This is a genomic window from Halarchaeum acidiphilum MH1-52-1 (assembly GCF_000474235.1).
GTDB classification, from domain to species: domain Archaea; phylum Halobacteriota; class Halobacteria; order Halobacteriales; family Halobacteriaceae; genus Halarchaeum; species Halarchaeum acidiphilum.
Genome location: NZ_BATA01000001.1, coordinates 23,218 through 44,275, shown reverse-complemented (window position 1 = coordinate 44,275; position 21,058 = coordinate 23,218). Strand labels below are relative to the sequence as shown.

Annotated in this window: 24 protein-coding genes and 1 pseudogene; 14 read left to right on the top strand and 11 right to left on the bottom strand. The window is 67.7% G+C overall.

Annotation, left to right across the window (positions count from 1 at the left end; genetic code table 11):
• Position 1: 1 nt before the first annotated feature.
• Genes AOZ13_RS00220 through AOZ13_RS00210 form a run of 3 tightly spaced genes read right to left on the bottom strand, consistent with a single transcriptional unit; the run spans position 2 to position 2,882 of the window.
• Positions 2–814 carry an ABC transporter permease gene (locus tag AOZ13_RS00220; protein WP_020220656.1) on the bottom strand — a complete coding sequence of 271 codons (813 nt, stop codon included), beginning with the start codon at positions 812–814 and terminating at the stop codon, positions 2–4.
• A 1-nt stretch (position 815) separates the two neighbouring features.
• Positions 816–1,748, bottom strand: a complete 933-nt coding sequence (locus AOZ13_RS00215; RefSeq protein ID WP_020220657.1) for an ABC transporter permease — start codon at positions 1,746–1,748, stop codon at positions 816–818.
• Between the two features lie 3 nt (positions 1,749–1,751).
• Positions 1,752–2,882 carry an ABC transporter substrate-binding protein gene (locus tag AOZ13_RS00210; RefSeq protein WP_020220658.1) on the bottom strand — a complete coding sequence of 377 codons (1,131 nt, stop codon included), beginning with the start codon at positions 2,880–2,882 and terminating at the stop codon, positions 1,752–1,754.
• Positions 2,883–3,036: 154 nt separating this feature from the next.
• Here AOZ13_RS00210 and AOZ13_RS00205 point away from each other — a divergent pair, with 154 nt between their 5' ends.
• Entirely contained in the window at positions 3,037–4,089 is a 1,053-nt protein-coding gene (locus tag AOZ13_RS00205; protein WP_020220659.1) for an ABC transporter ATP-binding protein, read from the top strand.
• Positions 4,090–4,206: 117 nt separating this feature from the next.
• On the opposite strand, the gene upp is transcribed toward AOZ13_RS00205, so the two are convergent.
• Complete coding sequence (gene upp / locus AOZ13_RS00200; RefSeq protein ID WP_020220660.1) at positions 4,207–4,884, bottom strand: uracil phosphoribosyltransferase; 678 nt, start codon at positions 4,882–4,884, stop codon at positions 4,207–4,209.
• Positions 4,885–4,981: 97 nt separating this feature from the next.
• Here upp and AOZ13_RS00195 point away from each other — a divergent pair, with 97 nt between their 5' ends.
• From AOZ13_RS00195 to AOZ13_RS00185, 3 genes and pseudogenes are all read left to right on the top strand, one after another.
• Positions 4,982–5,284, top strand: a complete 303-nt coding sequence (locus AOZ13_RS00195; protein ID WP_199896990.1) for a hypothetical protein — start codon at positions 4,982–4,984, stop codon at positions 5,282–5,284.
• Positions 5,284–6,249, top strand: coding sequence for an ArsA family ATPase (locus AOZ13_RS00190; protein WP_020220662.1), 966 nt, complete (start codon positions 5,284–5,286; stop codon positions 6,247–6,249). Before AOZ13_RS00195 ends, AOZ13_RS00190 begins: the two co-directional genes overlap by 1 nt.
• 75 nt (positions 6,250–6,324) lie before the next feature.
• Positions 6,325–8,051 (top strand): annotated as a pseudogene (locus AOZ13_RS00185) (carbon starvation CstA family protein).
• 42 nt (positions 8,052–8,093) lie between these two features.
• Here AOZ13_RS00185 and AOZ13_RS00180 read toward each other — a convergent pair.
• Together AOZ13_RS00180 and AOZ13_RS00175 are read right to left on the bottom strand one after the other, a co-directional pair.
• The gene (locus tag AOZ13_RS00180; protein ID WP_020220664.1) at positions 8,094–8,732 is read right to left on the bottom strand and encodes a hypothetical protein; all 639 of its coding nucleotides are present in this window, start codon (positions 8,730–8,732) and stop codon (positions 8,094–8,096) included.
• Positions 8,725–9,099, bottom strand: a complete 375-nt coding sequence (locus AOZ13_RS00175; protein WP_020220665.1) for a cupin domain-containing protein — start codon at positions 9,097–9,099, stop codon at positions 8,725–8,727. Before AOZ13_RS00175 ends, AOZ13_RS00180 begins: the two co-directional genes overlap by 8 nt.
• A 101-nt stretch (positions 9,100–9,200) precedes the next feature.
• Here AOZ13_RS00175 and AOZ13_RS00170 point away from each other — a divergent pair, with 101 nt between their 5' ends.
• The 3 genes from AOZ13_RS00170 to AOZ13_RS00160 all read left to right on the top strand — a co-directional run bounded on the left by AOZ13_RS00170 (position 9,201) and on the right by AOZ13_RS00160 (position 11,392).
• Positions 9,201–9,410 (top strand): hypothetical protein, encoded by a 210-nt coding sequence (locus AOZ13_RS00170; protein ID WP_020220666.1) that lies wholly within the window; start codon positions 9,201–9,203, stop codon positions 9,408–9,410.
• A gap of 64 nt (positions 9,411–9,474) precedes the next feature.
• The gene (locus tag AOZ13_RS00165; protein ID WP_020220667.1) at positions 9,475–10,164 is read left to right on the top strand and encodes a DUF5828 family protein; all 690 of its coding nucleotides are present in this window, start codon (positions 9,475–9,477) and stop codon (positions 10,162–10,164) included.
• A gap of 43 nt (positions 10,165–10,207) precedes the next feature.
• On the top strand, positions 10,208–11,392 hold the full coding sequence (locus tag AOZ13_RS00160; protein ID WP_021779489.1) for an inorganic phosphate transporter: 1,185 nt from the start codon (positions 10,208–10,210) through the stop codon (positions 11,390–11,392).
• Here the strand turns inward: AOZ13_RS00160 and AOZ13_RS00155 are convergent.
• Positions 11,389–12,753 carry a hemolysin family protein gene (locus AOZ13_RS00155; RefSeq protein WP_020222358.1) on the bottom strand — a complete coding sequence of 455 codons (1,365 nt, stop codon included), beginning with the start codon at positions 12,751–12,753 and terminating at the stop codon, positions 11,389–11,391. The genes AOZ13_RS00160 and AOZ13_RS00155 overlap by 4 nt on opposite strands.
• Before the next feature lie 97 nt (positions 12,754–12,850).
• Between AOZ13_RS00155 and AOZ13_RS00150 the strand changes: the two genes are divergently transcribed.
• Genes AOZ13_RS00150 through AOZ13_RS00140 form a run of 3 tightly spaced genes read left to right on the top strand, consistent with a single transcriptional unit; the run spans position 12,851 to position 14,252 of the window.
• Entirely contained in the window at positions 12,851–13,153 is a 303-nt protein-coding gene (locus AOZ13_RS00150) for a glutathione S-transferase N-terminal domain-containing protein (protein ID WP_044958149.1), read from the top strand.
• Entirely contained in the window at positions 13,153–13,662 is a 510-nt protein-coding gene (locus AOZ13_RS00145; protein WP_020222360.1) for a redoxin domain-containing protein, read from the top strand. The genes AOZ13_RS00150 and AOZ13_RS00145 overlap by 1 nt, the downstream gene beginning before the upstream one ends.
• Positions 13,659–14,252, top strand: a complete 594-nt coding sequence (locus AOZ13_RS00140) for an L-threonylcarbamoyladenylate synthase (RefSeq protein WP_021779488.1) — start codon at positions 13,659–13,661, stop codon at positions 14,250–14,252. The genes AOZ13_RS00145 and AOZ13_RS00140 overlap by 4 nt, the downstream gene beginning before the upstream one ends.
• Before the next feature lie 9 nt (positions 14,253–14,261).
• Here AOZ13_RS00140 and AOZ13_RS00135 read toward each other — a convergent pair whose 3' ends face one another.
• A complete protein-coding gene (locus AOZ13_RS00135) occupies positions 14,262–14,906 on the bottom strand; it encodes a CRISPR-associated protein Cas4 (RefSeq protein ID WP_021779487.1) in 645 nt (214 codons plus the stop codon).
• 189 nt (positions 14,907–15,095) lie between these two features.
• A complete protein-coding gene (locus tag AOZ13_RS00130) occupies positions 15,096–15,695 on the bottom strand; it encodes a hypothetical protein (protein ID WP_021779486.1) in 600 nt (199 codons plus the stop codon).
• Positions 15,696–15,795: 100 nt separating this feature from the next.
• Here AOZ13_RS00130 and AOZ13_RS00125 point away from each other — a divergent pair, with 100 nt between their 5' ends.
• The 3 genes from AOZ13_RS00125 to AOZ13_RS00115 are packed head-to-tail and all read left to right on the top strand — an operon-like array spanning position 15,796 to position 17,795.
• The gene (locus tag AOZ13_RS00125) at positions 15,796–16,377 is read left to right on the top strand and encodes a biotin transporter BioY (protein WP_020222511.1); all 582 of its coding nucleotides are present in this window, start codon (positions 15,796–15,798) and stop codon (positions 16,375–16,377) included.
• Positions 16,378–16,380: 3 nt separating this feature from the next.
• Complete coding sequence (locus tag AOZ13_RS00120; protein WP_020222510.1) at positions 16,381–17,082, top strand: energy-coupling factor ABC transporter ATP-binding protein; 702 nt, start codon at positions 16,381–16,383, stop codon at positions 17,080–17,082.
• Positions 17,076–17,795, top strand: a complete 720-nt coding sequence (locus tag AOZ13_RS00115; protein WP_049933614.1) for an energy-coupling factor transporter transmembrane component T family protein — start codon at positions 17,076–17,078, stop codon at positions 17,793–17,795. Before AOZ13_RS00120 ends, AOZ13_RS00115 begins: the two co-directional genes overlap by 7 nt.
• Here the strand turns inward: AOZ13_RS00115 and AOZ13_RS00110 are convergent.
• Complete coding sequence (locus tag AOZ13_RS00110) at positions 17,782–19,044, bottom strand: MFS transporter (RefSeq protein WP_021779484.1); 1,263 nt, start codon at positions 19,042–19,044, stop codon at positions 17,782–17,784. The two genes, AOZ13_RS00115 and AOZ13_RS00110, sit on opposite strands and share 14 nt — an antisense overlap.
• Positions 19,045–19,134: 90 nt before the next feature.
• The gene (locus AOZ13_RS00105; protein ID WP_049933612.1) at positions 19,135–19,509 is read right to left on the bottom strand and encodes a hypothetical protein; all 375 of its coding nucleotides are present in this window, start codon (positions 19,507–19,509) and stop codon (positions 19,135–19,137) included.
• Positions 19,510–19,756: 247 nt separating this feature from the next.
• Between AOZ13_RS00105 and hemB the strand changes: the two genes are divergently transcribed.
• Positions 19,757–20,770 (top strand): porphobilinogen synthase, encoded by a 1,014-nt coding sequence (gene hemB / locus AOZ13_RS00100; RefSeq protein WP_020221240.1) that lies wholly within the window; start codon positions 19,757–19,759, stop codon positions 20,768–20,770.
• The last annotated feature ends 288 nt before the right edge of the window (positions 20,771–21,058 follow it).

Genomic DNA, 21,058 nt, shown 5'->3' with positions numbered 1-21,058 from the left:
GTCACTCCCCGTCTTCGCTGCCAGCGACGTAGCCGGTGACGTCCCCGCCGACCATGGCGACGGCGAGGAGGACGGCGATGGCGAAGACGAGGAGGCTGGAGATGGCGTTCATCTCTGGGGCACTCCCGTACTTGATCATGGAGTACATCGCCGTCGTGAGGACGTCGAAGGTCCCCTTGACGAAGTAGACGCGAATGAAGTCCTCGAAAGAGCGGATCCACGCGAACATGAACCCGGCGGCGACTGACGGACCGATGATCGGGAGGGTGACCTCCGCGAACGTCGCGAGCGTGCCGCTCCCGAGGTCACGCGCAGCCTCTTCGAGGCTCCGATCGAAGGAGTAGAGGCGCGCGGTGACGGGGAGGAGGACGAACGGAAGCCCGTAGAGACTGTGCGTCGCCACGACCGTCCAGAATCCCGTGGTGACCCCGATGATGGTGCGGAAGTAGATCAGGAGCGCCATTCCGAGGACGACACCGGGAACGACCATCGGGAGGATCCCGAAGGTCCGATAGAACTCCTTCAGACGGAAATCGATGCGTGCGAGGCCGAACGCACCGAGGACGCCGAGAACGGTCGCGATGGCGGCCGCGATAGTCGCGATCTCGACGCTGTGGAACACCGCCGTAAGCAGGCCGGTGTCCGCGAGTGTCTGTGCGTAGTTCGAGAGGGTGAATCCCTCGAAGGGGAACACCGTCGACGAGTTGGTGGCAAAGGAGAGGAAGATCATGACGAGCAGCGGCGCCCAGAGGAAGACGAGCGTCAGGACTGCGACGGCGTAGAGGGCGTACTGCCCGCGGGTGCGTTCGGCCATCTCAGATCCCCCCCAGATCCTCGATGCTCACGTAGCGGAACGCGAGGAGGAAGAGCACGACGATGGTGAGGACGATGAACATCGACGCGGCGCTCCCGTAGTCGATCGCGTACAGGGTGTTGATGCGCTCCTCGATGAGCTGTCCGATCATCTGGATCTTCCCCTGTGCGAGGAAGCGCGGCGTGACGAACGCGCCGAGGCTGGGGACGAAGACGAACAGTGCCCCAGAGATGATTCCGGGGAGCGTGAGGGGGATCACGACGTCCTTGAGGGCGCCGATCTTCCCGGCCCCAAGGTCGCGTGCGGCCTCGACAAGCGTGAAGTCGACGCCGTCGAGGCTCGCATAGAGTGAGAGGAGCATGTACGGGAAGTAGGCGTGGACGAGACCGACGACGACCGCGCCCTGTCCGTAGCCGAAGAGGGCGAGCGGCGAGTCCGTGATCCCGAGATTGAGTAGCGTCGCGTTGATGACTCCGTGCGGGCCGAACATCAGATACCACGAGTACGCGCGGACGAGATACATCGTGAAGAACGGGAGGAGTACGAGGAAGATCACGATCTTAAATACCCGGCCGCTGTGGGTCGCGAGCAGATACGCCATGGGGAAGGCGAGCGCGAGACACACGATGGTGGTGGTAGCTGCGATCTTGTATGAGAGTACGAGACTCCGGAAGAACGATGTCGTCCAGAACGGCCCGTCACCGGCGAAGAGAGCCTGATAGTTCGCCAGCGATGCGTGCTGCCAGACGACCTGATAGGCGTCGTTGACCTGTAGGAAGCTCACCGTTACGACGAACGTGAGCGGGGCGAGCAACAAGAGGGCGAGCCAAATGACGCTTGGTCCAACTGTGAGACCGAGACGGACGCGCGTGTCTCGAAGAAGGACTCGGACGTCCGCGGCGAGACCGGACGAGGACTGGGGGTCGGGCGCCATCGCTTACGCCGACTTGACGTCCTCCCAGGCAGTGATCCATGCGTCCTCGTTCTCGACGGCCTTGAACGGGATCATGTTCTGGAGGCGGGAGGGATCGATCGACCCGTACATCTCGTTCTCGTGATCCGTGAGGTTCTGTTGGGTCTTCGGGTTGCACGAGGGCGAATAGCCCGCCTTCGCCAGCTTTGCGCCGAGCTTCGGCGCGATGAACTGGTTGATGACTTTCCAGGCCATATCCTTGTGATCGGACTTCTTCGAGACGACGGCAGACTCGAACCACGCGAGCGACCCTTCCTTCGGCGTCGCCATCGTCGCGGAGTCGACGCCCTCCGTCCAGAGTTCAACGATCTCGTTTCGGCCGGACTGCCCGAGCGCGAAGTTCCCTTGCTTGAACGACTTGATGTAGGTCGGATCTGCGGCGATGTACCCCTGAAGGATGTCCTTCTGGTCGATCATCGTTTGCTTGACCTTGCTGATCTGATCCTTGCTGAGCGTGATCTTCGCACCCTCGAAGGCGTCGCTGTAGCCGAGGTAGAGCGCCGCGGCGCTCATCGCCTTGAAGTGGTCGTCGTACATGATGAGCTTCCCGCTGAGATCCGCACCGGTGTATTGCGGATCGAAGAGGGCCTCATAGGACTGCTCGTGATCCGGGACGGTATCGGAGTTGTACGAGTAGCCGTACCAGCCGAAGCGGATCGGGACGCCGTAAAGGCTTCCGTCCTGCGTGAACTGGTTGGAGGCGAACCCCTGAAAGGTGTCGTAGACGTCGCCGTAGTTCGAGATGACGTCTTTCGGGACGGTGTCGACGAGTCCCGCATCCATCATTTTCGGGACGTAGTTGTTGTTCGGGACGGCGATGTCGTATTGGGTGTCCTGTCCTGCCTGCCAAGACGAGAACATCTTCGAGGAGGAGGTGGACTTCGTGAACTGCACGTTCACGTCAAGGTTGGATTCGATCTCGTCCTTCAGGTCCGCGTACTCTTCCCACGTGAGAATGTTGATCGTCGGCGTACCGCTCCCATTGCTACCGCCGCCCGTACAGCCGGCGAGACCTGCGAGACCCGCGGCGCCGACCGCGCCAGTAGCTTTCAGGAAACGACGGCGGTCCGTCTGTGAATGGTTCTCTAGAGGCACACAGAATATACGCTGCTAGGGGTGCAAAAGACTGTCGGACATCGGGAATGGCCGCTGGAATCGCGTACTCGTGACGCGAATAGACGGCTGATTGGGCAGTCCCTGACGGTCGTATCCAAACGGTTTATACGACGTATCCGCCTATATGAGGAGTATGACAGACGGCGCGCAGTCCCTCGTCGAACTCGACGATGTCCGGAAGGAATACGGCGACGTTACGGCCGTAGACGGTGTTAGCTTCGACATCAAGCGCGGCGAGTTCTTCTCGCTCGTCGGTCCCTCCGGATGCGGGAAAACGACGACGCTTCGGATGATCTCCGGATTCGAGCAACCGACGTCGGGGACCGTCCGACTGAACGGTGCCGACGCGCATGACGTCCCGCCGAACGAACGCGATACGAATCTCGTGTTCCAGCACCTCTCGCTCTTCCCGCACATGAGCGTCGGGAAGAACGTCGAATACGGACTGAAGAAAGCGGGAGTCGACGGGTCTGCGCGCCGCGAGAAGGCCGAGGAGTATCTCGCGCTCGTCGACCTCGCGGGCTACTACGACCGCAAGCCGACGGCGCTCTCCGGCGGCCAGCAGCAACGCGTCGCGCTCGCCCGAGCGCTCGTCAACGAGCCGAGCGTCCTCCTCTTCGACGAGCCACTTTCCAGCCTCGACCGGAAGCTCCGAAAGCAGATGCAAAAGGAGCTTCGCGAGATCCACGAGCAGGTCGAGGGGTCGTTCTTCTACGTGACTCACGATCAGGAGGTGGCGATGACGCTCTCCGATCGGATGGCGGTGCTGAACGACGGCCGCGTCGAGCAGGTCGGACCTCCCGAGGAGATCTACCGTGAGCCGGCGACTCCGTTCGTCGCGGACTTCATCGGCGACACCAATCTCTTCGACGGCGTTGTCACGGACGGTGTGGTTCGTGTCGGCGGCGCGGACGGGTTCGCTTTCGACTACGACGCGGCGGCCGACGATGTCGAGGTTTCCGTGCGTCCCGAGGATATCGACGTCGTTGACGTGGATCCGGATTTCACGGGTGAAGTCGTCGATCGATATTTCCAGGGCGACCAGACGCAGTACGTCGTCGCGCCGACGGAGGACTCCCTGCCGGAGGTCACCGTTGTGATGCAAGGGCGCGAGACGCCCGTCGAGCAGGGCGAGACTGGAGGATTCAGGGTGCAACCGGATGCACCCGTCGTCTTCGAAAACTGACGGTCGAACAGAGGTTGCGACTAGCTGAGAGGATCCGTCTCCGGGAGACGCTTCGGCTGGTCGGTCGTGTTGGCTGTCCCACCGGCGTTCCGTTCTCGAGCTGAAAGATGAGGACGGTCAGTCGGTGCGGAAGGCGCGATCGCCGGCGTCGCCGAGTCCGGGGATGATGTAGCCGTTCTCGTCGAGGTGGTCGTCGATGGAGACGGTGAGGAGGTCGGCTTCGGGGTACTCGTCGCTGACGCGGAGCAGCCCGTCGGGCGCGGAGACGGCGGAGAGGACGAAGAGGTTCTCGGGATTCGGCTGGTCGTCGAGGACGGCCTCGAGGACGGTGCACATCGTCGAGCCGGTGGCGAGCATCGGGTCGGCGACGATGACGGTGTCGTCCTCGTGGATGTCGGGGAGCTTCACGTAGTCGACGGTGATGGGGAACTCGCCGCGCTCGTTCATCCCGGCCTCCTCGTCGCGGCCCGCGGAGATGACGCCCTGTTTCGCGCGCGGGAAGGCCTTCAGGAGACCCTCGACGAACGGTGTCGCGGCGCGCAGGACGTTGATGATGACGACGTCGTCGAGTCCCTTCACGCGCTCGCCGGTCGTCTCGGTGAGCGGCGTCTCGATGGAGACGAACTCGGTCTCCATCGCGCCGTCGATGACCTCGTAGCCGGCGATGCGGCCGAGTTTCACGAGCCCCTTGCGGAAGGCGACCTGCGTGGTGTGTCTGTCCCGGAGCGTCGAGAGCGTGTCCTTCGCGAGGGCGTGCGTGATGACGTGCGCGTCGTCTCGATCCTCGATGGGCATGCGTGTGAAACGGGTCGCGCGCGGGGTGAATGTACCGATCCGGCGACGGATGGGACTGACGACGCGCGTCGGAGACGTTAAACCCTCACGGTCCCTCATGTGTGGTGTGACGATCCACGAGCAGTTCGCGAGGGCGCGTGAGCAGGCGGCGGAGGTGCTCCACGGTCTCTACCACGGGATGATCGAGCACCCGGCGTTCGAGCAGATCGAGGACGAGGCGATGGATCAGGAGGACGCGTTCTTCTTCGCGTGCTTCGCGGACGCCTTCGGGATCCCGAGTCCCGTCTCGTACTACACCGCCGAACTCCTTCCGTACCTCGCGGGGGACTTCGAGTCGTGGGAGCGCCGGATGTGGGACCGCGAGAGCGTGCTCGACTGGAAGGGCCACTTCCACTTCTGATGGCCCGCTTCACCTTCTTCGGCGGGAAGGGCGGCGTCGGTAAGACCACCGTCTCGGCGGCGTACGCGCTGCGGTGTGCGGACGCCGGCGAGGAGACGCTCATCGTCTCGACGGATCCCGCGCACAGCACCTCGGACGTCTTCGAGCAGTCCTTCGACGACGATCCGACGTCCGTCGAGGGCCGCGACGGTCTCTCGGCGATGGAGATCGACCCCGAGGCCGAGGTCGAGGCGCACATGATGGACATCCGTCGCGAGATGGAAAAACAGGTGAGTCAGGTCGTCGTCAACGAGATCGACAAGCAGATCGAGATGGCCCACGAGACGCCGGGAGCGTACGAGGCCGCGCTCTTCGACCGGCTGATCCGTGTGATGCGCGAGGAGGCCGACGACTACGACCGCGTCGTCTTCGACACCGCGCCGACCGGCAACACCCTGCGCTTGCTCTCGCTCCCCGAGTTCCTCGGCGACTGGGTGGATCGGCTCATCGAGAAGCGCGAGAAGAGCCTCGATCTCTACGAGAAGGCGGCGATCGGGACGGACGAACCCCGTAAGACGGCCGCGAACGACCCCATTATCCACCGGCTGCGCGAGCGCGAGGAGAAATTCGAGTTCGCGGGCCGGATCCTCCGCGAGGAGTCGTCGTTCTACCTCGTGTTGAACCCGGACGACCTCTCCGTCGCGGAGACCCGTCGCGCGGTCGAGCACCTCGGCGAGCACGACCTCGACGTCCGCGGGCTGGTCGTCAACAAGGTGACGCCCGAACCGGACGACGACGAGAACGGACGGGGCGCGCGCTACCTGCGAGAGCGCTGCGCCCGCGAGCGCGAGCGGATCGCGGAGACGGAGGAGACGATTCCCGTCCCCCTCGTGGCGCGCATCGCGTCGCGGACGGGCGAGGTGAAGGGCGATGTCCTCGGCGAGGTGGCGGACGAACTCGCGATCGACGTCGCCGCGACGCCCTGAGGCGCCCCCGATCGATAGACGCGGCCATCCCCACGAGAAACAGTTATATATATTCGTGAGTGTTTCTCGGGTGGTATGGTCGCGTTACTCTGGCTGGTCGTCGGCGTCCTGATCCTCTTCAGCGTCGGGTACCTCACGTACTCGAAGTACCTCGCGCGGTTCGTGGGTCTCGACGAGGACGCGGAGACGCCGGCTCACAAGTACGAGGACGGACAGGAGTACGTGCCGGCGAAGAAGCCGGTGCTCCTCGGGCATCACTATTCGAGCATCGCCGGTGGGGCCCCGATCGTCGGGCCGATCACCGCCGGTCTCCTCTGGGGGTGGCTCCCCGCAGTCCTCTGGATCGCCATCGGGAACCCCCTGATGGGCGCGGTCCACGACTTCGTCTCCCTGAGCGCGAGCCTCAAGCACGAGGGGCGCTCGATCGGCTACATCATCGGCGAGTACGTGGGCGAGGAGGGGAAGACCCTCCTGCTCTGGTTCGCCTTCCTCACCATCATCCTCGTCGTCGCCGTCTTCGCGTTCGTCGTCGGTCTCGTCTTCCAGAAGTACCCGAGCGCCGCGACCGCGAGCATCCTCTACATCGCGCTCGCGCTCTGCTTCGGCGTCTATCTCTACCAGCTCGACCTCCCCTTCATCCCGGGGACGGTCGTCTTCGTCGCGCTGACGTTCGTGAGCGTCTTCGTCGGGCTCAAATACCCGATCCAACTCACTCAACAGCAGTGGATCCCCATCGTGCTGCTCTACTCGCTCATCGCGAGCGTCCTCCCCGTCTGGACGCTCCTCCAGCCGCGCGACTACCTCTCCTCGTTCCTGCTCTACGCTGCGTCGGCGGCGCGCTCATCGCCGTCATCGTCGGGACGATCTTCGCGACGTCGAGCGAGCCGCTCGTGACGAACATCCCGGCGTTCACCTCCTTCGGCGGGAACCAGACCCTCGGCGTGTTCAGCCCGCTGTTCCCGATGCTGTTCGTCACCATCGCCTGCGGAACGATCAGCGGCTTCCACTCGCTCGTCTCCTCCGGTACGACGTCGAAGCAGCTCAACAAGGAGACGGACGCCCGCCTCATCGGCTACGGCGGCATGCTCGGCGAGGGGCTGCTCGCCACGCTCTCGCTCTCCGCGGTCGCCGTCGTCGGCGTCACCGCGAGCGACGCGACGGGCGGCGTCGGCCTCGCCCTCCCGAAGTTCGCGAAGGGCGGCGGCATCTTCCTCAGCAGCCTCGGCATCCCGGCCTCCTTCGGCGCGCCGTTCATGGCCCTCGTCATGGTGAGCTTCCTGCTCACCTCCACGGACACCGCGCTCCGGCTCGGCCGCTATCTCTTCGAGGAGATCGTCGGCACGCCCGAGACGCAGGCCCAAGAGGTCGCCTCGAATCGCTACGTCAACAGCTTCGGGCAGTGCGTCGTCGCGTACGTCCTCATCGCCTCCGGGACGTGGACGCCGCTCTGGCAGCTCTTCGGCAGCGCGAATCAGCTGCTCGCGGCGCTCGCGCTCCTCACCGGCACCGTCTGGCTCGCCAATCGGAACGAGAAGAAACAGCTCGTCAGCACCGGCGTACCGATGGCGCTCATGAGCGTCGTCACCGTCTGCGCGCTCCTCTACCTCGAATACTATCAGAACCTCTATCAGGGGCTGATCCTCGGGCACACCTCCAGTGCGGCGTGGTCGCTCGCCCTCCAGATCGTCATCGGGACGATCCTCATCGTGCTCGCGCTCCTCTTGCTTCGCAAGGGCATCGGGAACGTGCAGGAAGCGCGCGGGCGGCGGCCCGCGGCGACCGACGGCGGCGTCGAGGAGTGACGTAGCGCCCAGTCCCCGTTTTCCCGCGTCGTCTCCGCCTCGCTAGCCGAAGATCGCGTCCGCGACCCGCCCGAACAGCCCGCGATCGCGCGTCGCCGGCGCGTCCCACGTCCGGAACGCGTCCGCGACGTCCGCTTCCTCGCTCGCGACGCACGCCTCGCGCTCGGGCGCGACGACGATCAGGTTCACCTCGTAGTGGCCGTAGTAGCCGTACTTGAGGAGGGTGCGCTCGCGAAAGTCCGAGACGTAGTCGCGGACCGCCGCGTCGATCTCGGGCACGACGAGCGCGAACGTGAACTCCGTGCTGTAGTGGCGCTCGTTCGGCGTGATCCGCTCGTCCGCGAGTCGGTGGCCGCGTTCGACGAGGGAATCGAGGTCGTCGGTGTCGAGGTCGGCGGCGCGCCGGGCGAAGAGGTGTTCGTCGGAGTCGTGCCGTCCGTACGAGATCGACGGGTGGAGGAAGTACTTCTCGCGTTCGAGGTTCAACTGCCCGTAAAGCGGCCACGTCTCGCCCTCGACGGTGACGTCGCGTTCGAGGTCGAAGGAGTACTGGAGGCGCGCTGCGACCTCGTCGAGGTAGTCGTCCTCCCAGACGGGGCGGGACGGAGCCTCGTCGGCGGGCGCGGCGGTCTCGCTCGCACCCGCTCCGACGGCGTCCGTCCCGTCCGCCCCCTCACTCATCCGCCTCGTACGGCGAGACGTCGTCGACGTTCGGCGCGCCGACGGCGACCGCTCGCACCGGTTCGTCGGCGTCCTCGGGGACGGACGCGAAGTGCGGGCTCCGGGGTTCGGCGACGAACGCCTCGCCCGCGCCGACGACGAACTCCCCCTCCGGCGTCTCGACGTGGAGGTCGCCCGAGAGGACGTAGAATGCCTCCTCTTGCTCCTCGTGGACGTGGTAGGCCAGCGGGATGGATTCGCCGGGCCGAGCGGTGTAGACGTTGAGCGCGAAGTTATCGAGACCGGCCGCGTCGGTGATCGAGCGCTGATCGCAGGGCCGCTCGGGCGTCGGATCGAGTTCGTCCGGGTCGATCGTGTGATATCCCATACGGACGTACTCGTGTCCGAGGGAGAAAAGGCCACGGTCGTCGGCGTCGCGCCCCGAACGGCCGCGTAAGGTCCAAGTCGGTGGCGCACGAAGCGTGGCGTATGGGAGCGAAGGACGCGGTCGAGGCCTGCGGCCGGTGCGCGATGTCGAGCGCGGCCGATCTCACGGACGGCCGAAGCCCCTTCGCGGGCGAGGACGTCATCGAGGTGGACGAGGGCGAACTGCGCGCCGTCTCCGCGCACGTCGTCGCGCTCGGGCGCCTCAAGGCGCGATTGAACGCGTGGGCGAGCGAGTTCACCTACGGGCGCTAGACGCGTGTCATCCGGTCACCGGGAAGACGTAAGGGCGATGACGGCGTAGCGAGCGACGTAAGCGATGGACGAGAGCATCTCGGGCTTCCGCGTGCGCGGGACGTGGGGCGACGTCGTCGAACACGGCGAGCGCATCACGTCGGCGCTGCGGGAGGTCGACGCCGACAGGTCCTACCGGGAGGCGTACGAGGAGTGGGACGACTGGCGCCCGAAGACCCACGAGCGCCTCAGCGAGGACGTCAACGAGAAGACCGCCGCGCAGGCGAGCGTCGGCGAGGGCGAGGGCGAGCGGGCCGGCGAGGACGTCGACGACGACCTCCAGACGGCCGGCGAGCGCCTCAGCGAGTCCTACGAGAAACTGGAGGACGACGACGCGGAGGGCGCCGTCGAGAAGTGGGGTGAGTCCATCGGCCACGTCGCGCGCGCCGCCGACACCGCCGGTCGGCGCGTCCTCCGGAGGGTCGAGAACACCGTCTACAAGCGCGTGATGACGCAGGTCGCACCCTACTACTTCGACAACGATCTGATCTCCGCGAACATCCGGCGCGTGCGCGGCGAGGACGACACGTTCGTCTTCGAGGTCCGGGTGAACGACGACGACCGACGCGACGATGTCCGGAACGTCCTCCACGAGTACGAGGACGACGTCGAGCGCTGGCACGTCGACACGGAGAAGGAGACGGACGCCGCCGCGGCCGCCGAGGGCGTCGAGGCGCCGTCGACCGGCGGCGAGTCGAAGCCCTCAACGAACTGATCCGATAGGTCTTTCTCGGCGCCCCCTGTGGTGGGACAGACGAATGGTCACCGTCGCCGCCGCCGCGACCCTCCTCGTCGCCGCGCTCGCCAGCATGTTCATGGCGTGGACGATCGGGGCCGGATCGAGCGGATCGACGCCGTTCGCTCCCGCCGTCGGCGCGAACGCGATTCCCGTGATGCGCGCGGGCTTCTACGTCGGCTTACTGGGCTTCCTCGGCGCGGTCCTGCAGGGCGCGAACGTCTCGCAGGCTGTCGGACGCGGGCTCGTCGCGGGCGCGACCCTCTCCTCCGTGGCGGTCATCGTCGCCCTCCTCACCGCGGCGACGCTCGTCGCGATCGGCGTCTTCACCGGCTATCCGATCGCGACGGCGTTCACCGTCACGGGCGCCGTCGTCGGCACCGGTCTCGCCATGGGTGGCGCGCCGGCGTGGGATAAGTACACGCAGATCGCGACGCTCTGGGTGCTCGTCCCGTTCGTCGGCGGATTCGCGTCCTTCGCCACCGCGTACGGCCTGCGCGAGATCGACCGCGACGCACTGCTCGTGCCCGCGCTCGCCGCCGTCGTCGGCGCGCTCGTCGCGAACGTGAAGTTCGTCCTCCTCGGACCGCCCGGAATCGGCCAGTCGATCGCCGCGACGGTCGCGACGGCGCTGCCCGACCTTCCCCACGCGCTCGCCGTCGGCGGGGCCACCGTCGCCCTCGCGCTCGCCGTCGCCGCCGTCGTCCGCTGGGACGTCGTCGAACACGGCGAGGCGGGCAATCGCCACTTCCTCCTCGCGCTCGGCGGTCTCGTCGCGTTCTCCGCGGGCGGCAGTCAAGTCGGTCTGGCGGTCGGGCCGCTCCTCCCGCTCGTCGGCGACAGCGTGCCCACGACGTACGTCCTCGTCGGCGGCGGTCTCGGCCTGCTCGTCGGGTCGTGGACGGGCGCGCCGCGGATGATCAAGGCGCTCGCGCAGGACTACTCCAGCCTCGGGCCGCGCCGCTCGATCGCGGCGCTCATTCCCAGCTTCGCGATCGCGCAGGCCGCCGTCTTCTTCGGCGTTCCCGTCTCCTTCAACGAGATAATCGTCTCCGCTATCGTCGGCGGCGGCTACGCGGCCGGGAGCGCCGGCGGCGGCGTCAGCCGCGAGAAGATGGTGAAGACCGTCGCCGCGTGGGCGGGTTCGCTCGCGATCGCGTTCGGTGCCAGCTACGCCGTCTTCAGCGCCGTCGAACGCCTCGCCTAGGCGTCGAGCGACTCGGCGTCGTCCGCCACGTCCGCGTTCGCCGTCTCGCTCCCGTCGCGCTTCGTCACGCGCGCCTTCATGATCCGGGTGTTCTCGACCTGTTCGACGCGCAGTTCGACGTTCTCGTAGCGGAACGTCTCGCCGACCTCGACGAGCCGCCCCGCGCGGTTGAAGATGAAGCCCGCGATGGTCTCGAACTCCTCGCCCTCGGGAAGCTCGATGCCGAGCGCCTCGTTCACCTCGTCCACGTTCACCTCGCCGCGGACGACGACGGTGTTCTCGTCGATGAACGTGAGCGGGCGCTCCTCCTCGCCCTCGAGGATCTCGCCGACGATCTCCTCGATGAGGTCCTCGGTCGTGATGAGCCCCTCCGTCGTGCCGAACTCGTCGAGGACGACGACGAGACCGACGCGCTCCTCTTGCATCTCTTGGAGGAGTTCGTCCACGTTCTTCGACTCGGGCACGTGGAGCGTCGGCTCCATCAGGTCGTCGAGGTCGACGCCGTCGCGCTCGCCGTACTGGTGCTGGCGGATGAGGTCGCGGAGGCTGACGACGCCGACGACGTTGTCGAGGCTCCCCTCGTAGACCGGGAGGAGTTCGTGTCCGGACTGCACGCAGGTCTCGATGGCCTCCTCGATCGTGGCGTCGGTCGAGACCGCGTCGACGTCGAGGCGCGGCGTCATCACCTCCTTCGCGATCGTGTTGTTGAACCGGAAGATGCGCTGGAGCATCTCGCGTTCGTCCTCCTCGATGACGCCCTCGCGCTCGCCCGTGCGGATCATCTCCTGAATCTCGTCGCGCGAGACGTAGGAGGACTCGATGGCCGCGCCACCACCCGTGAGGCGGTTCACGACGCGGGTGAGGTGATCGAAGAGGACGATCAGCGGAAAGAGGATGCGCTCCGTGATCTGGAGCGGGCGGGCGATGCGGAGCGACCACGACGCGGTGTTCTCGACGGCGTACGACTTCGGCGCGCTCTCGCCGAAGAGGAGCACGAGCGTGGTGATCCCGATGGTCGCGGCGACGACGGCCTGCCCCTGCGAGAGGTAGAGACCGAAGAGGGCGGTACCGATGGAGGACATCGCGATGTTCACGAGGTTGTTCCCGACGAGGATCGTGATGAGGAGGCGGTGGGGGTCGGCCTTCAGCTCCGCGACCGCCTCCGCGCCGGGGACGCCCTCGTCCGCGAGCGATTCGATGCGATGGCGGGCGAGCGAGAACAACGCGAGTTCCGAGGAGGAGAAGAACGCCGAAAGCCCCATCAGCACGACGAGCGCCACCACCCCGAGCGCCGTTATCGTCGGCCGATCGAGCCGCAGTGCTGCCGGCGCCGTCGCGAGCAGGAGGTCGGGTGCGCCCATTCTGGTACTGTGGGTTCCGGCCGGCGGGGATTAAGCGTTTCTGCACGCTCCCGCCGCGGGCGAAGCGTTTACCCCGTATTCGACCGATATGTCGAGTATGAGCGCGACGAGCGCCCCACCGAACCCGGAGAGTCAGGATGCGGCCATCACCCTGTACCGCTTGCAGGCGTGTCCCTACTGCGAGCGCGTCGTGCGCGTGCTGAACGACCTCGGTCTCGACTACCACTCCCGCTTCGTCGAGCCGATGCACTCGGAGCGCGACGTCGTCAAGCGCCTCGTCGGCGCGCGGACCGTCCCCGCGATCGTCGACGAGAACACCGGCGTCGCGATGGCCGAGTCCGCGAACGTCGTGCGCTACCTCGAAACGACGTACGGCGAGGGCGCGGAGGTGAGCGAGTGATGCCCGATTTCGATGTCTCACGGCTCCCCGAGGCCGACCACCCCGCGATCGGCGAGACGGCGCCCGACTTCACGCGCCCGCTCGTGAACGGCGAGTTCTGGGAGGACGCCGCGCTCTCCGATCTCTGCGCGGAGGGACCGGTTCTCCTCGTCTTCCACCCGATGGACGGCGCGTTCCCGACGACGTACGTGTGGCAGGAACTCGTCGAGCGCGACCTCGACGTGCAGGTCGTCGGCTGCTCGATCTCCACGCCGTACGAGCACGCGACGGCGATCGAGGAGCGCGGTCTCGACGAGGCCGGCTATCGCCTCTTCAGCGATCCGCAGAACGGTGTCGCCGAGGAGTACGGGATCAGCCACGATCTCGACGGGATGACCGGTGTCTCCGAACCCCGGCCCTCCGTCTTCCTGCTCGAATCCGACCGGACGGTCGCGTACGCGTGGACGGCACAGGAGTGGCCGGACTTCCCGGACTACGACGCGATCGAGGCGGCCGTCGCGGACCTGTGAACGTCGCAGATCCCCGACTGGACGCGGCGGCCGACGCGATCCGCGACGGCGACCTCGTCGTCTACCCGACGGAGACCGTCTACGGTCTCGGCGCGGACGCGCTCGACTCCGAGGCGATCGAACGCGCCTACGCCGCGAAGGGACGCGAGCGCTCGAAGCCGATGAGCCTCGGCGTCCCGGACGTCGAGACGGCGAGCGACTACGTCGTCGCCGGCGAGCGCGAGCGGGCGTTCATGCGCGCGTTCCTCCCCGGTCCCGTCACGGTCGTCTGCGAGAAGCGCGACGCCGTCCCGGACGCTCTCACGGGCGGGCGCGAGCGCGTCGGCGTCCGCGTTCCCGACCACGAGGTCGCGCTCGCTCTCTTGGAGCGCGTCGCGCCCGTCACCGCGACGTCGGCGAACGTGAGCGGCACGGGGAGCGTCCGTCGCGCCGCCGACCTCGACCCCGGCTTCCTCGATGACGTTGCGGTCGTCCTCGACGGCGGCGAGACCGGCGGCGTCGAGAGCACCGTCGTCGACGTCGCGAACGACGAGATCCTCCGCGAGGGCGCGAACGCCGCCGCCATCGCGGAGTGGCTGGACGAGCGCTGAGGCTGCCGTTCAGAGGAGCGAGGAGAGCGAGCGCGTGCGGACGCCGCACCGATCGCGGTAGTCGCACGCGCCGCACTTGGCCCCGTCGTTGAGACGCGACGGCGGGCCGTCCATTCCCCGCACCGTCCGCAGTACGCGCCGATACGTCGCCTTCGCGCGCGTCGTGATCGCCACCTCGCGGACGACGCCGTGGCGCGGGTACTCGACGTACGCGTACTCGACGGGGGCGCGCTCGCGCCACGCGAGCGCCTTCGCGGCCGCGACCGCCCGCACTTTTTGCGGCTCCCACACGCCCCGCTCCGGGGGGTCGCCCGGCGAGACGATCGTCGGCGCGAGCGGCGAGACGACCTTCGCCACCCGCCCCCGGCAGTCCTTCCCGGTGAGGAGGACGTCCGTCTCCTCGGGCGTCGCGAGACCCGGATAGCGCGTCAGGACGGCGCCGAGGCGGGCGCGATACGTCGCCGGTTCGACGGGCACGGTATTCTTGAGTGCGGCGTCGCTCGCCTCGACGAGCGTCGGATACCGATCCGCGAGTTCGCGGACGCGCGCGACGGACGCCGGGAGGTCGCGTGCGCCCTCCTTCCGCCGGTAGTAGAGCTGTCGCGGGCAGTACGCGGCCGACGCGAGGTCGGAGAAGGCGACGAGGTCGGACACGCACCACGGTGGCGCCGCGATGGGTCAAGAAGTCGCGGACGGTGGACGGGGCGGGAGCGGGAGTCGTATGGTGGCGGTGCGGTGATCGGTCGGTTGCGGGGGGATGTGGGACGGGATAGTTTGGTCGCGGTGCGGTCCCCTGACCGCACGATGCGTTCGTGCGCTCACGGAGCGCCCGAAAAGGGCTTGCTAGAGGTTGGTGTTCGTCTCCTGTCCTTCCGTCGCCTCGTCGAGACCGTCCTCGCGGGCGGCGGTGGTGAGGCGCTCAGCGAGCTCGCGGTCCTGAATGACGTTCTCGAACTCGGCGCGGTAGCGGTCGTTGACGCGCCGGATCTCCTCTTGGATCCGGGCGACGCGCCGGTATTCGCGGACCGTCGCGGGATCGCTTCCGAGTTCGTCTACGAGTTCCTCCTCGCTCGGGTCGCCGGTCTCGATGGCGCGCCGGAGGGCGTCGAGGTCGAGCGAGGGATCCTCGACGTCGGGCTGTACGAGGTGGAGGTCGCGGCGGGCCTCGGTCACGTCGCCCTCATCGACGCCGAGATCGGCGGCGAGCGCGGCGTCGTCGTCGCCGGCGTAGACCCCCCGGACGATCCGGGCGAGCGCCTCGTCGTCGAGGTCGGTGCGGAAGTCGAGGCGCTCGCGCATGGCCGCGACGGCATCGCGGAGCCGGTCGTCGATCTCGGTGTCGGTGGCGAGCGACCCGTGGCCTTCCTCCTGCGTCTCGGTCACGGTCTCCCCCTCGGTGACGTCGACGAAGATATCGCGGAGTTCGCGGGTCTTCTCGTCCATATCGACGGAGCTTCCCCCTAGACGGATATAGGCTTGTCGGGTACCGTGACACTGTCGTAAACCACTAGTCTTCATGGTGGTTGACGACTGTGGTGGGTACATGAGCACGGACACCGAGGGAGTCGCTCTCGTCGCCGACGAGGCGGTGGCGAACGTCGTCCGGGCGGCGCTGTTCGCGGCGCTGACGGGCGTGCTGTCGTACGTGAGCTTCCAGCTACCGGTCTCGCCGGTCCCCTACACCTTACAGGTGCTCGGCGTCTTCCTCGCCGGGGTCTTCCTCGGGCCGACGTGGGGATTCGCGTCGCTCGCGCTCTACGTCGTCGCGGGCGCGGTCGGCGCGCCGGTGTACGCGTACGGCGCGAGCGGCGTCGGCCAACTGTTCAGTCCGTGGGGGGGCTACCTCTGGTCGTATCCGTTCGCGGCGGGGTTGCTCGGGTACGTCGCGCACGGCCGCGACGGGCTGACGCCGACGGGCGAGATCCCGCTGTGGCGCCTCGCGGCGGGACTCGGGGGCGCGACCGTCGTGATCTACGCGTTCGGGACGGTCGGGTACGCCGTCTTCGCGGGCGTGGGACTCGGCGCCGCGGTGCTGGCCGCCGCCGTGCCGTTCGTCCCCGGCGAGATCCTGAAGGGCGTCGTCGCGGCGCTCGCCGCGCGTAGCGACCGACTGCGGGCGGCGTAGCGCGTGATCGAGACGGACGGCCTCGTCCACCGGTACGGCGAGGCGACGGCACTCGACGGCGTGTCTCTGACCATCGACGACGGCGAGTTCGTCGTCATCGCGGGCGCGAACGGATCGGGGAAGACGACGCTCGTGCGCCACTGGAACGGGCTGCTCGAACCCGACGCGGGCGCGGTGCGGGTGAACGGTACGCGGGTGGACGCGGACCTCGTCGCCGCGCGGACGGCGGTCGGGATGGTGTTTCAGGAACCCCGCGACGGGTTCGTCGCGCCGACGGTCGGCGAGGACGTCGCGTTCGGCCCGGAGAACCTCGGCCTGTCGCGCGAGGAGATCGAGGCGCGCGTGACGGATGCCCTCGCGGCGGTGAACCTCGACGGGCGGACGGCGGCGCGCATCGACGCGCTCTCCGGTGGGGAACGCGAGCGCGTCGCGATCGCGGCGGCGCTGGCGATGCGTCCCGACCACCTCGTGCTCGACGAGCCGTTCACGGGGCTGGACGCGCCCGCCCGCGAGAGCGTGCTGGACAGGCTTCGCGCGCTCGACGCGTCGGGGACGAGCGTCGTCGTCGTGACGCACGACCTCCGCGACGTGCTGGCGCCGGCGGATCGTCTGGTCGTGCTCGCCGACGGATCGATCGTCGTGGACGACACCCCCGCGAACGCTATCGAGCGACTGGACGGTCTCCCGGTTGAGCGGCCGTGTTGAGCCACGAGCCGGGGGATACCCTCGGCCACCGCCTCGATCCGCGAACGAAACTGGCGGTGCAGGCCGTCGTCGCGGCGGTCGCGCTCGCACACGCGACGCCCCGGTGGCTGCTCGCGCTCACCGTCGTCTGCCTGCTCGCGCTCCGCGGCTGCGGACTGTCGGTGCCGGCGGCGCTCGCGGAGTACCGCGGCGTTCTCCCCTTCCTCCTCGTCGCGCCGCTCCTCGGTGCGCTCCGACTCGGCCCGCCGTGGGTCGATCCCGCGGCGGCGATCGATCCCCTGCTCTCGGTCTATCGGACGCTCCTCCTCCTCGCGCTCGCGGCCGCGTACGTCCACACGACGCCGCCGCGGGACTCGCGGGCGGCGGTCGCGTGGCTCCTCCCCGGGACCGTCGGGCGCTACTGCGCGCTCGGCGTCTCGCTCGTCTTCCGGTTCCTCCCGCTCCTCCAGTCCGACCTGCGACGGCTCCGCGCGGCGTCGTGGGTCCGGTTGGGCGACGAGCGCCGCGTCGATCGGCGCGTGGCGCATCTCGCGATCGGGGCGCTCGCGCGGGCGTTTCGTCGCGCGGACGCGCTCGCGCTCGCGCTCCGGGCACGCTGCCTCTCGTGGAATCCGACCCCGCCCGCGCTCGCGTTCGAGTGGCGGGATTACGCCGTTCTCTGCGTCGCGGCCGGGATCGTCGCCGCGGCCGCGTTGTCGCTCACCACTCGGTGAGGGCGCCGCGTCCGTGGGCGCGCACGAGGACGAGGAGGAACGAGGTGACGCCGACGAGCGCGGCGAGTCCCCCGAGGTAGAACACCCAGTCCATTCCGACGGATCCCATGAGCCAGCCGCCGACGATGGGCGCGAGGAGACTGCCGGGACGCCAGACGAGGTCTCGGACGCCGAAGCTTGCGGCCACGCCGCTGGTCTCGTCGCTACTGCCCTCATCGGCGAACAGCGCCATGCTCGCGGGTTCGCGGAAGGCTTCGGTGACGCCGAGGAGGGCGTTGAGAGCGAGGAGCGGGAGGAAGGCGGCCGAGACGTAGCCGACGCCGGGGATGGTCTCGGGGAGGGAGAGTGCGGTGCCGATCGCGGGCGTGAACGGGATCGCGAGCGCGACGACGCCGTAGAAGCCTCCCCCGATGAAGACGAAGAGCGCGCGACCGTAGCGATCGGAGAGCGATCCGATGGCTGGCTGGAGGACGAGGTTCATGAGCTTCTCGGCGACGACGACGAGGCTGACGGCGAGCGTGACCATTCCGAGACCGCCGCGCGCGGCGACGACGCCCGCGAACAGCGGAACCCACGTGCGGACGAGGGTGACGGCGACGGCGTACTGGGCGCGGAAGACGCTGAGCGTGCGGATGCGTTCGTTGAACGCCAGCCCGGAGAACGGGAAGCCGCGAATCGTCGTGGTGTCGGACTGAAGGACGAAGACGACCGCGAGGAAGGTGACGGCGTAGAACGCGACGAGGATCCAGAAGATCGGCGCGAAGCCGACCACGGGATAGAGAAGCCCGACGGCGATGCTGCCGGCGATGGCGGCGGCGAAGCGCGCCGCGTTGGACTTGCCGATCTCGTTCGCGCGCGTCTCCGGCGTCGCGAGCTCGCCGACGAACGCGAGCGTGAGGAGGCTGACGGCGACGACGACGATCCCTTGGAGAGCGCGGATACCGACGAGCGCGGCGGGCGTCTCGACGAGCGTGAACAGCGCGTAGACGACCCCCCCGAAGCCGAGCGCTCCGAGGAGGACGAGACGTTTGTCGTAGCGGTCGCCGGCCCACGCGATCGGAACGACGGCGACGAGCTGCGCGGCGGTGAATCCCGTGTAGAAGAGACCGGTCGTCAAGCCCGATGCGTCGAGGCGGTTGACGTAGTAGGGGAGGAGGACGACGAGCGCCGAGAACCCGAAACGCCCCGCGAAACGAACGAGGTGGAGCGCGAGGAATTGCGTGCGCCGTCCGGTGTCGGTGGCGGTCACGACTACACGAACTGAGAGAAGGGAGAAACGCGTTACGTCTTCAGGGTGACGACGGGCGAGCGGCGCTTGGCACCGTCGGAGCGTTCATGGTCAGTCGCGAAGTTCCACGGCGAGGCCGTTCTCCGCGGCGAACTCGCAGACGGCGACCGGGCCCGTCTCGACGTCGAACGCTCGCTCGTCGGGGGCCGCGTCGCGGAGGTCGTCGACGAGGGCGGCGAGCGTGTCGCCGGAGACCGTTTCATCGTAGCCATCGAGGCACGCGCCGAGGTCGTCGGGGACGACGGCCTCGACGTAGGGGCGCTCGCCGAGGTACTCGAGCCCCAGCTGGAACCCGGGCGTCGCCTCGGGTTCGCTCCACTTCTCGTCCGGCCGGAGGCGGCGCTTCTTGCCCTGACGCGCCGCGTAGTACGCGTGGAGGAGTTCCTCACCCCAGTCGCCGGTCGCATCGAGTGCGATGGCCGTCATCGCGTCAGTGTGTGCGACTGTCACGGAAATAGTTGTCCGCCAGCCGAACCGACATAAATCCCATGTCGGGATATAGAACCCGCTGTGGTGGGGTGACCCCACCTGCGCTGTTCGAGGCCGGTTCTCGGGATGATCCAAGAGCCCGTTTTGATCGCAGAGGTTCACGCCGTCTGCGTTGCGCAGTGGTCTCTCTGCTACGCCGTGACGCCTCCGGGAACGATAAGCGGGCGGCGGCCCACGTACCCGTATGGACTTGACGCGACGCCCGCGACGGCTCCGCGGGGACGGTGTGCGCGGGCTGGTGAGTGAGACGAGTCTGGACGCGAGCGACCTCGTCGCGCCCATATTCGTGGACGCGACGACCGAGGAGCGCGTGCCCATCGAGTCGATGCCGGGACACGAGCGCGTGCCGATCTCGGAGGCGGTGGCGCGCGTCGAGGAGGTGCTGGCGACGGGCGTCGAGGCCGTTCTCGTCTTCGGGATCCCCGAGTCGAAGGACGAGCGCGGGTCGCGCGCGTGGGCACAGGACGGCGTCGTGCAGGAGGCGGTTCGGCGGATCAGCGCGGAGACGGACGCGTACGTGATCACCGACGTCTGTCTCTGTGAGTACACGGACCACGGCCACTGCGGGGTCCTCGCGAGCGAGGCGAGGGAGCGCTGGGAAGGGGGCGCCCACGATGGCGACGGCGACGGACTGACGGTGAAGAACGACGAGACGCTCGACCTGCTCGCGCGGACGGCGGTCTCGCACGTCGAGGCGGGCGCGGACATGGTCGCGCCGTCCGCGATGTCGGACGGGCAGGTGGGCGCGATTCGGGAGGCGCTCGACGACGCGGGCCACGAGAACGTGCCGGTGATGGCGTACGCGGTGAAGTACGCCTCGGCGTTCTACGGACCGTTCCGCGACGCGGCGGACGGCGCGCCGGCGTTCGGCGACCGGCGCCACTACCAGATGGACCCGGCCAACCGGCGCGAGGCGATGCGGATGGCCGCGCGCGACGCCGAGGAGGGCGCGGACGTGCTGATGGTGAAGCCGGCGCTCCCGTACCTCGACGTCGTGGCGGACGTCCGCCGGGAGTTCGACCACCCCGTGGCGGCGTACAACGTCTCGGGCGAGTACGCGATGCTGCAGGCGGCCGGCGAGATGGGGTGGTTGGACGTCACCGAGAGCGCGTACGAGTCGGTGCTCTCGATCAAGCGCGCGGGCGCCGATCTGATCATCACCTACTTCGCGGAGGACATCGCGGCGGCGCTGGAGTAGCCGGCGCGGGCCCGGGATTTCACGCCGAGAGCGGCGATACTGACAACTGAAACGCACTACGTGCGGACGGTTTTGAGCCGATATTTGACGAGGAATTGGATATAATACATCCTTATACAGTAGATACCCGAATAAATATCGGTCATACGCACAGTTGACTTCTCATTATTCCCCGTTCTTAAAGCAAAAGGTTATGTTTAGCCATTCCCTGCGGTTCTCTCGTAGATTAGCAAGATGATTTCACGCAACTCGCCGATTCAGGTCCACGGTCGTCTAATGCAGGGTCGC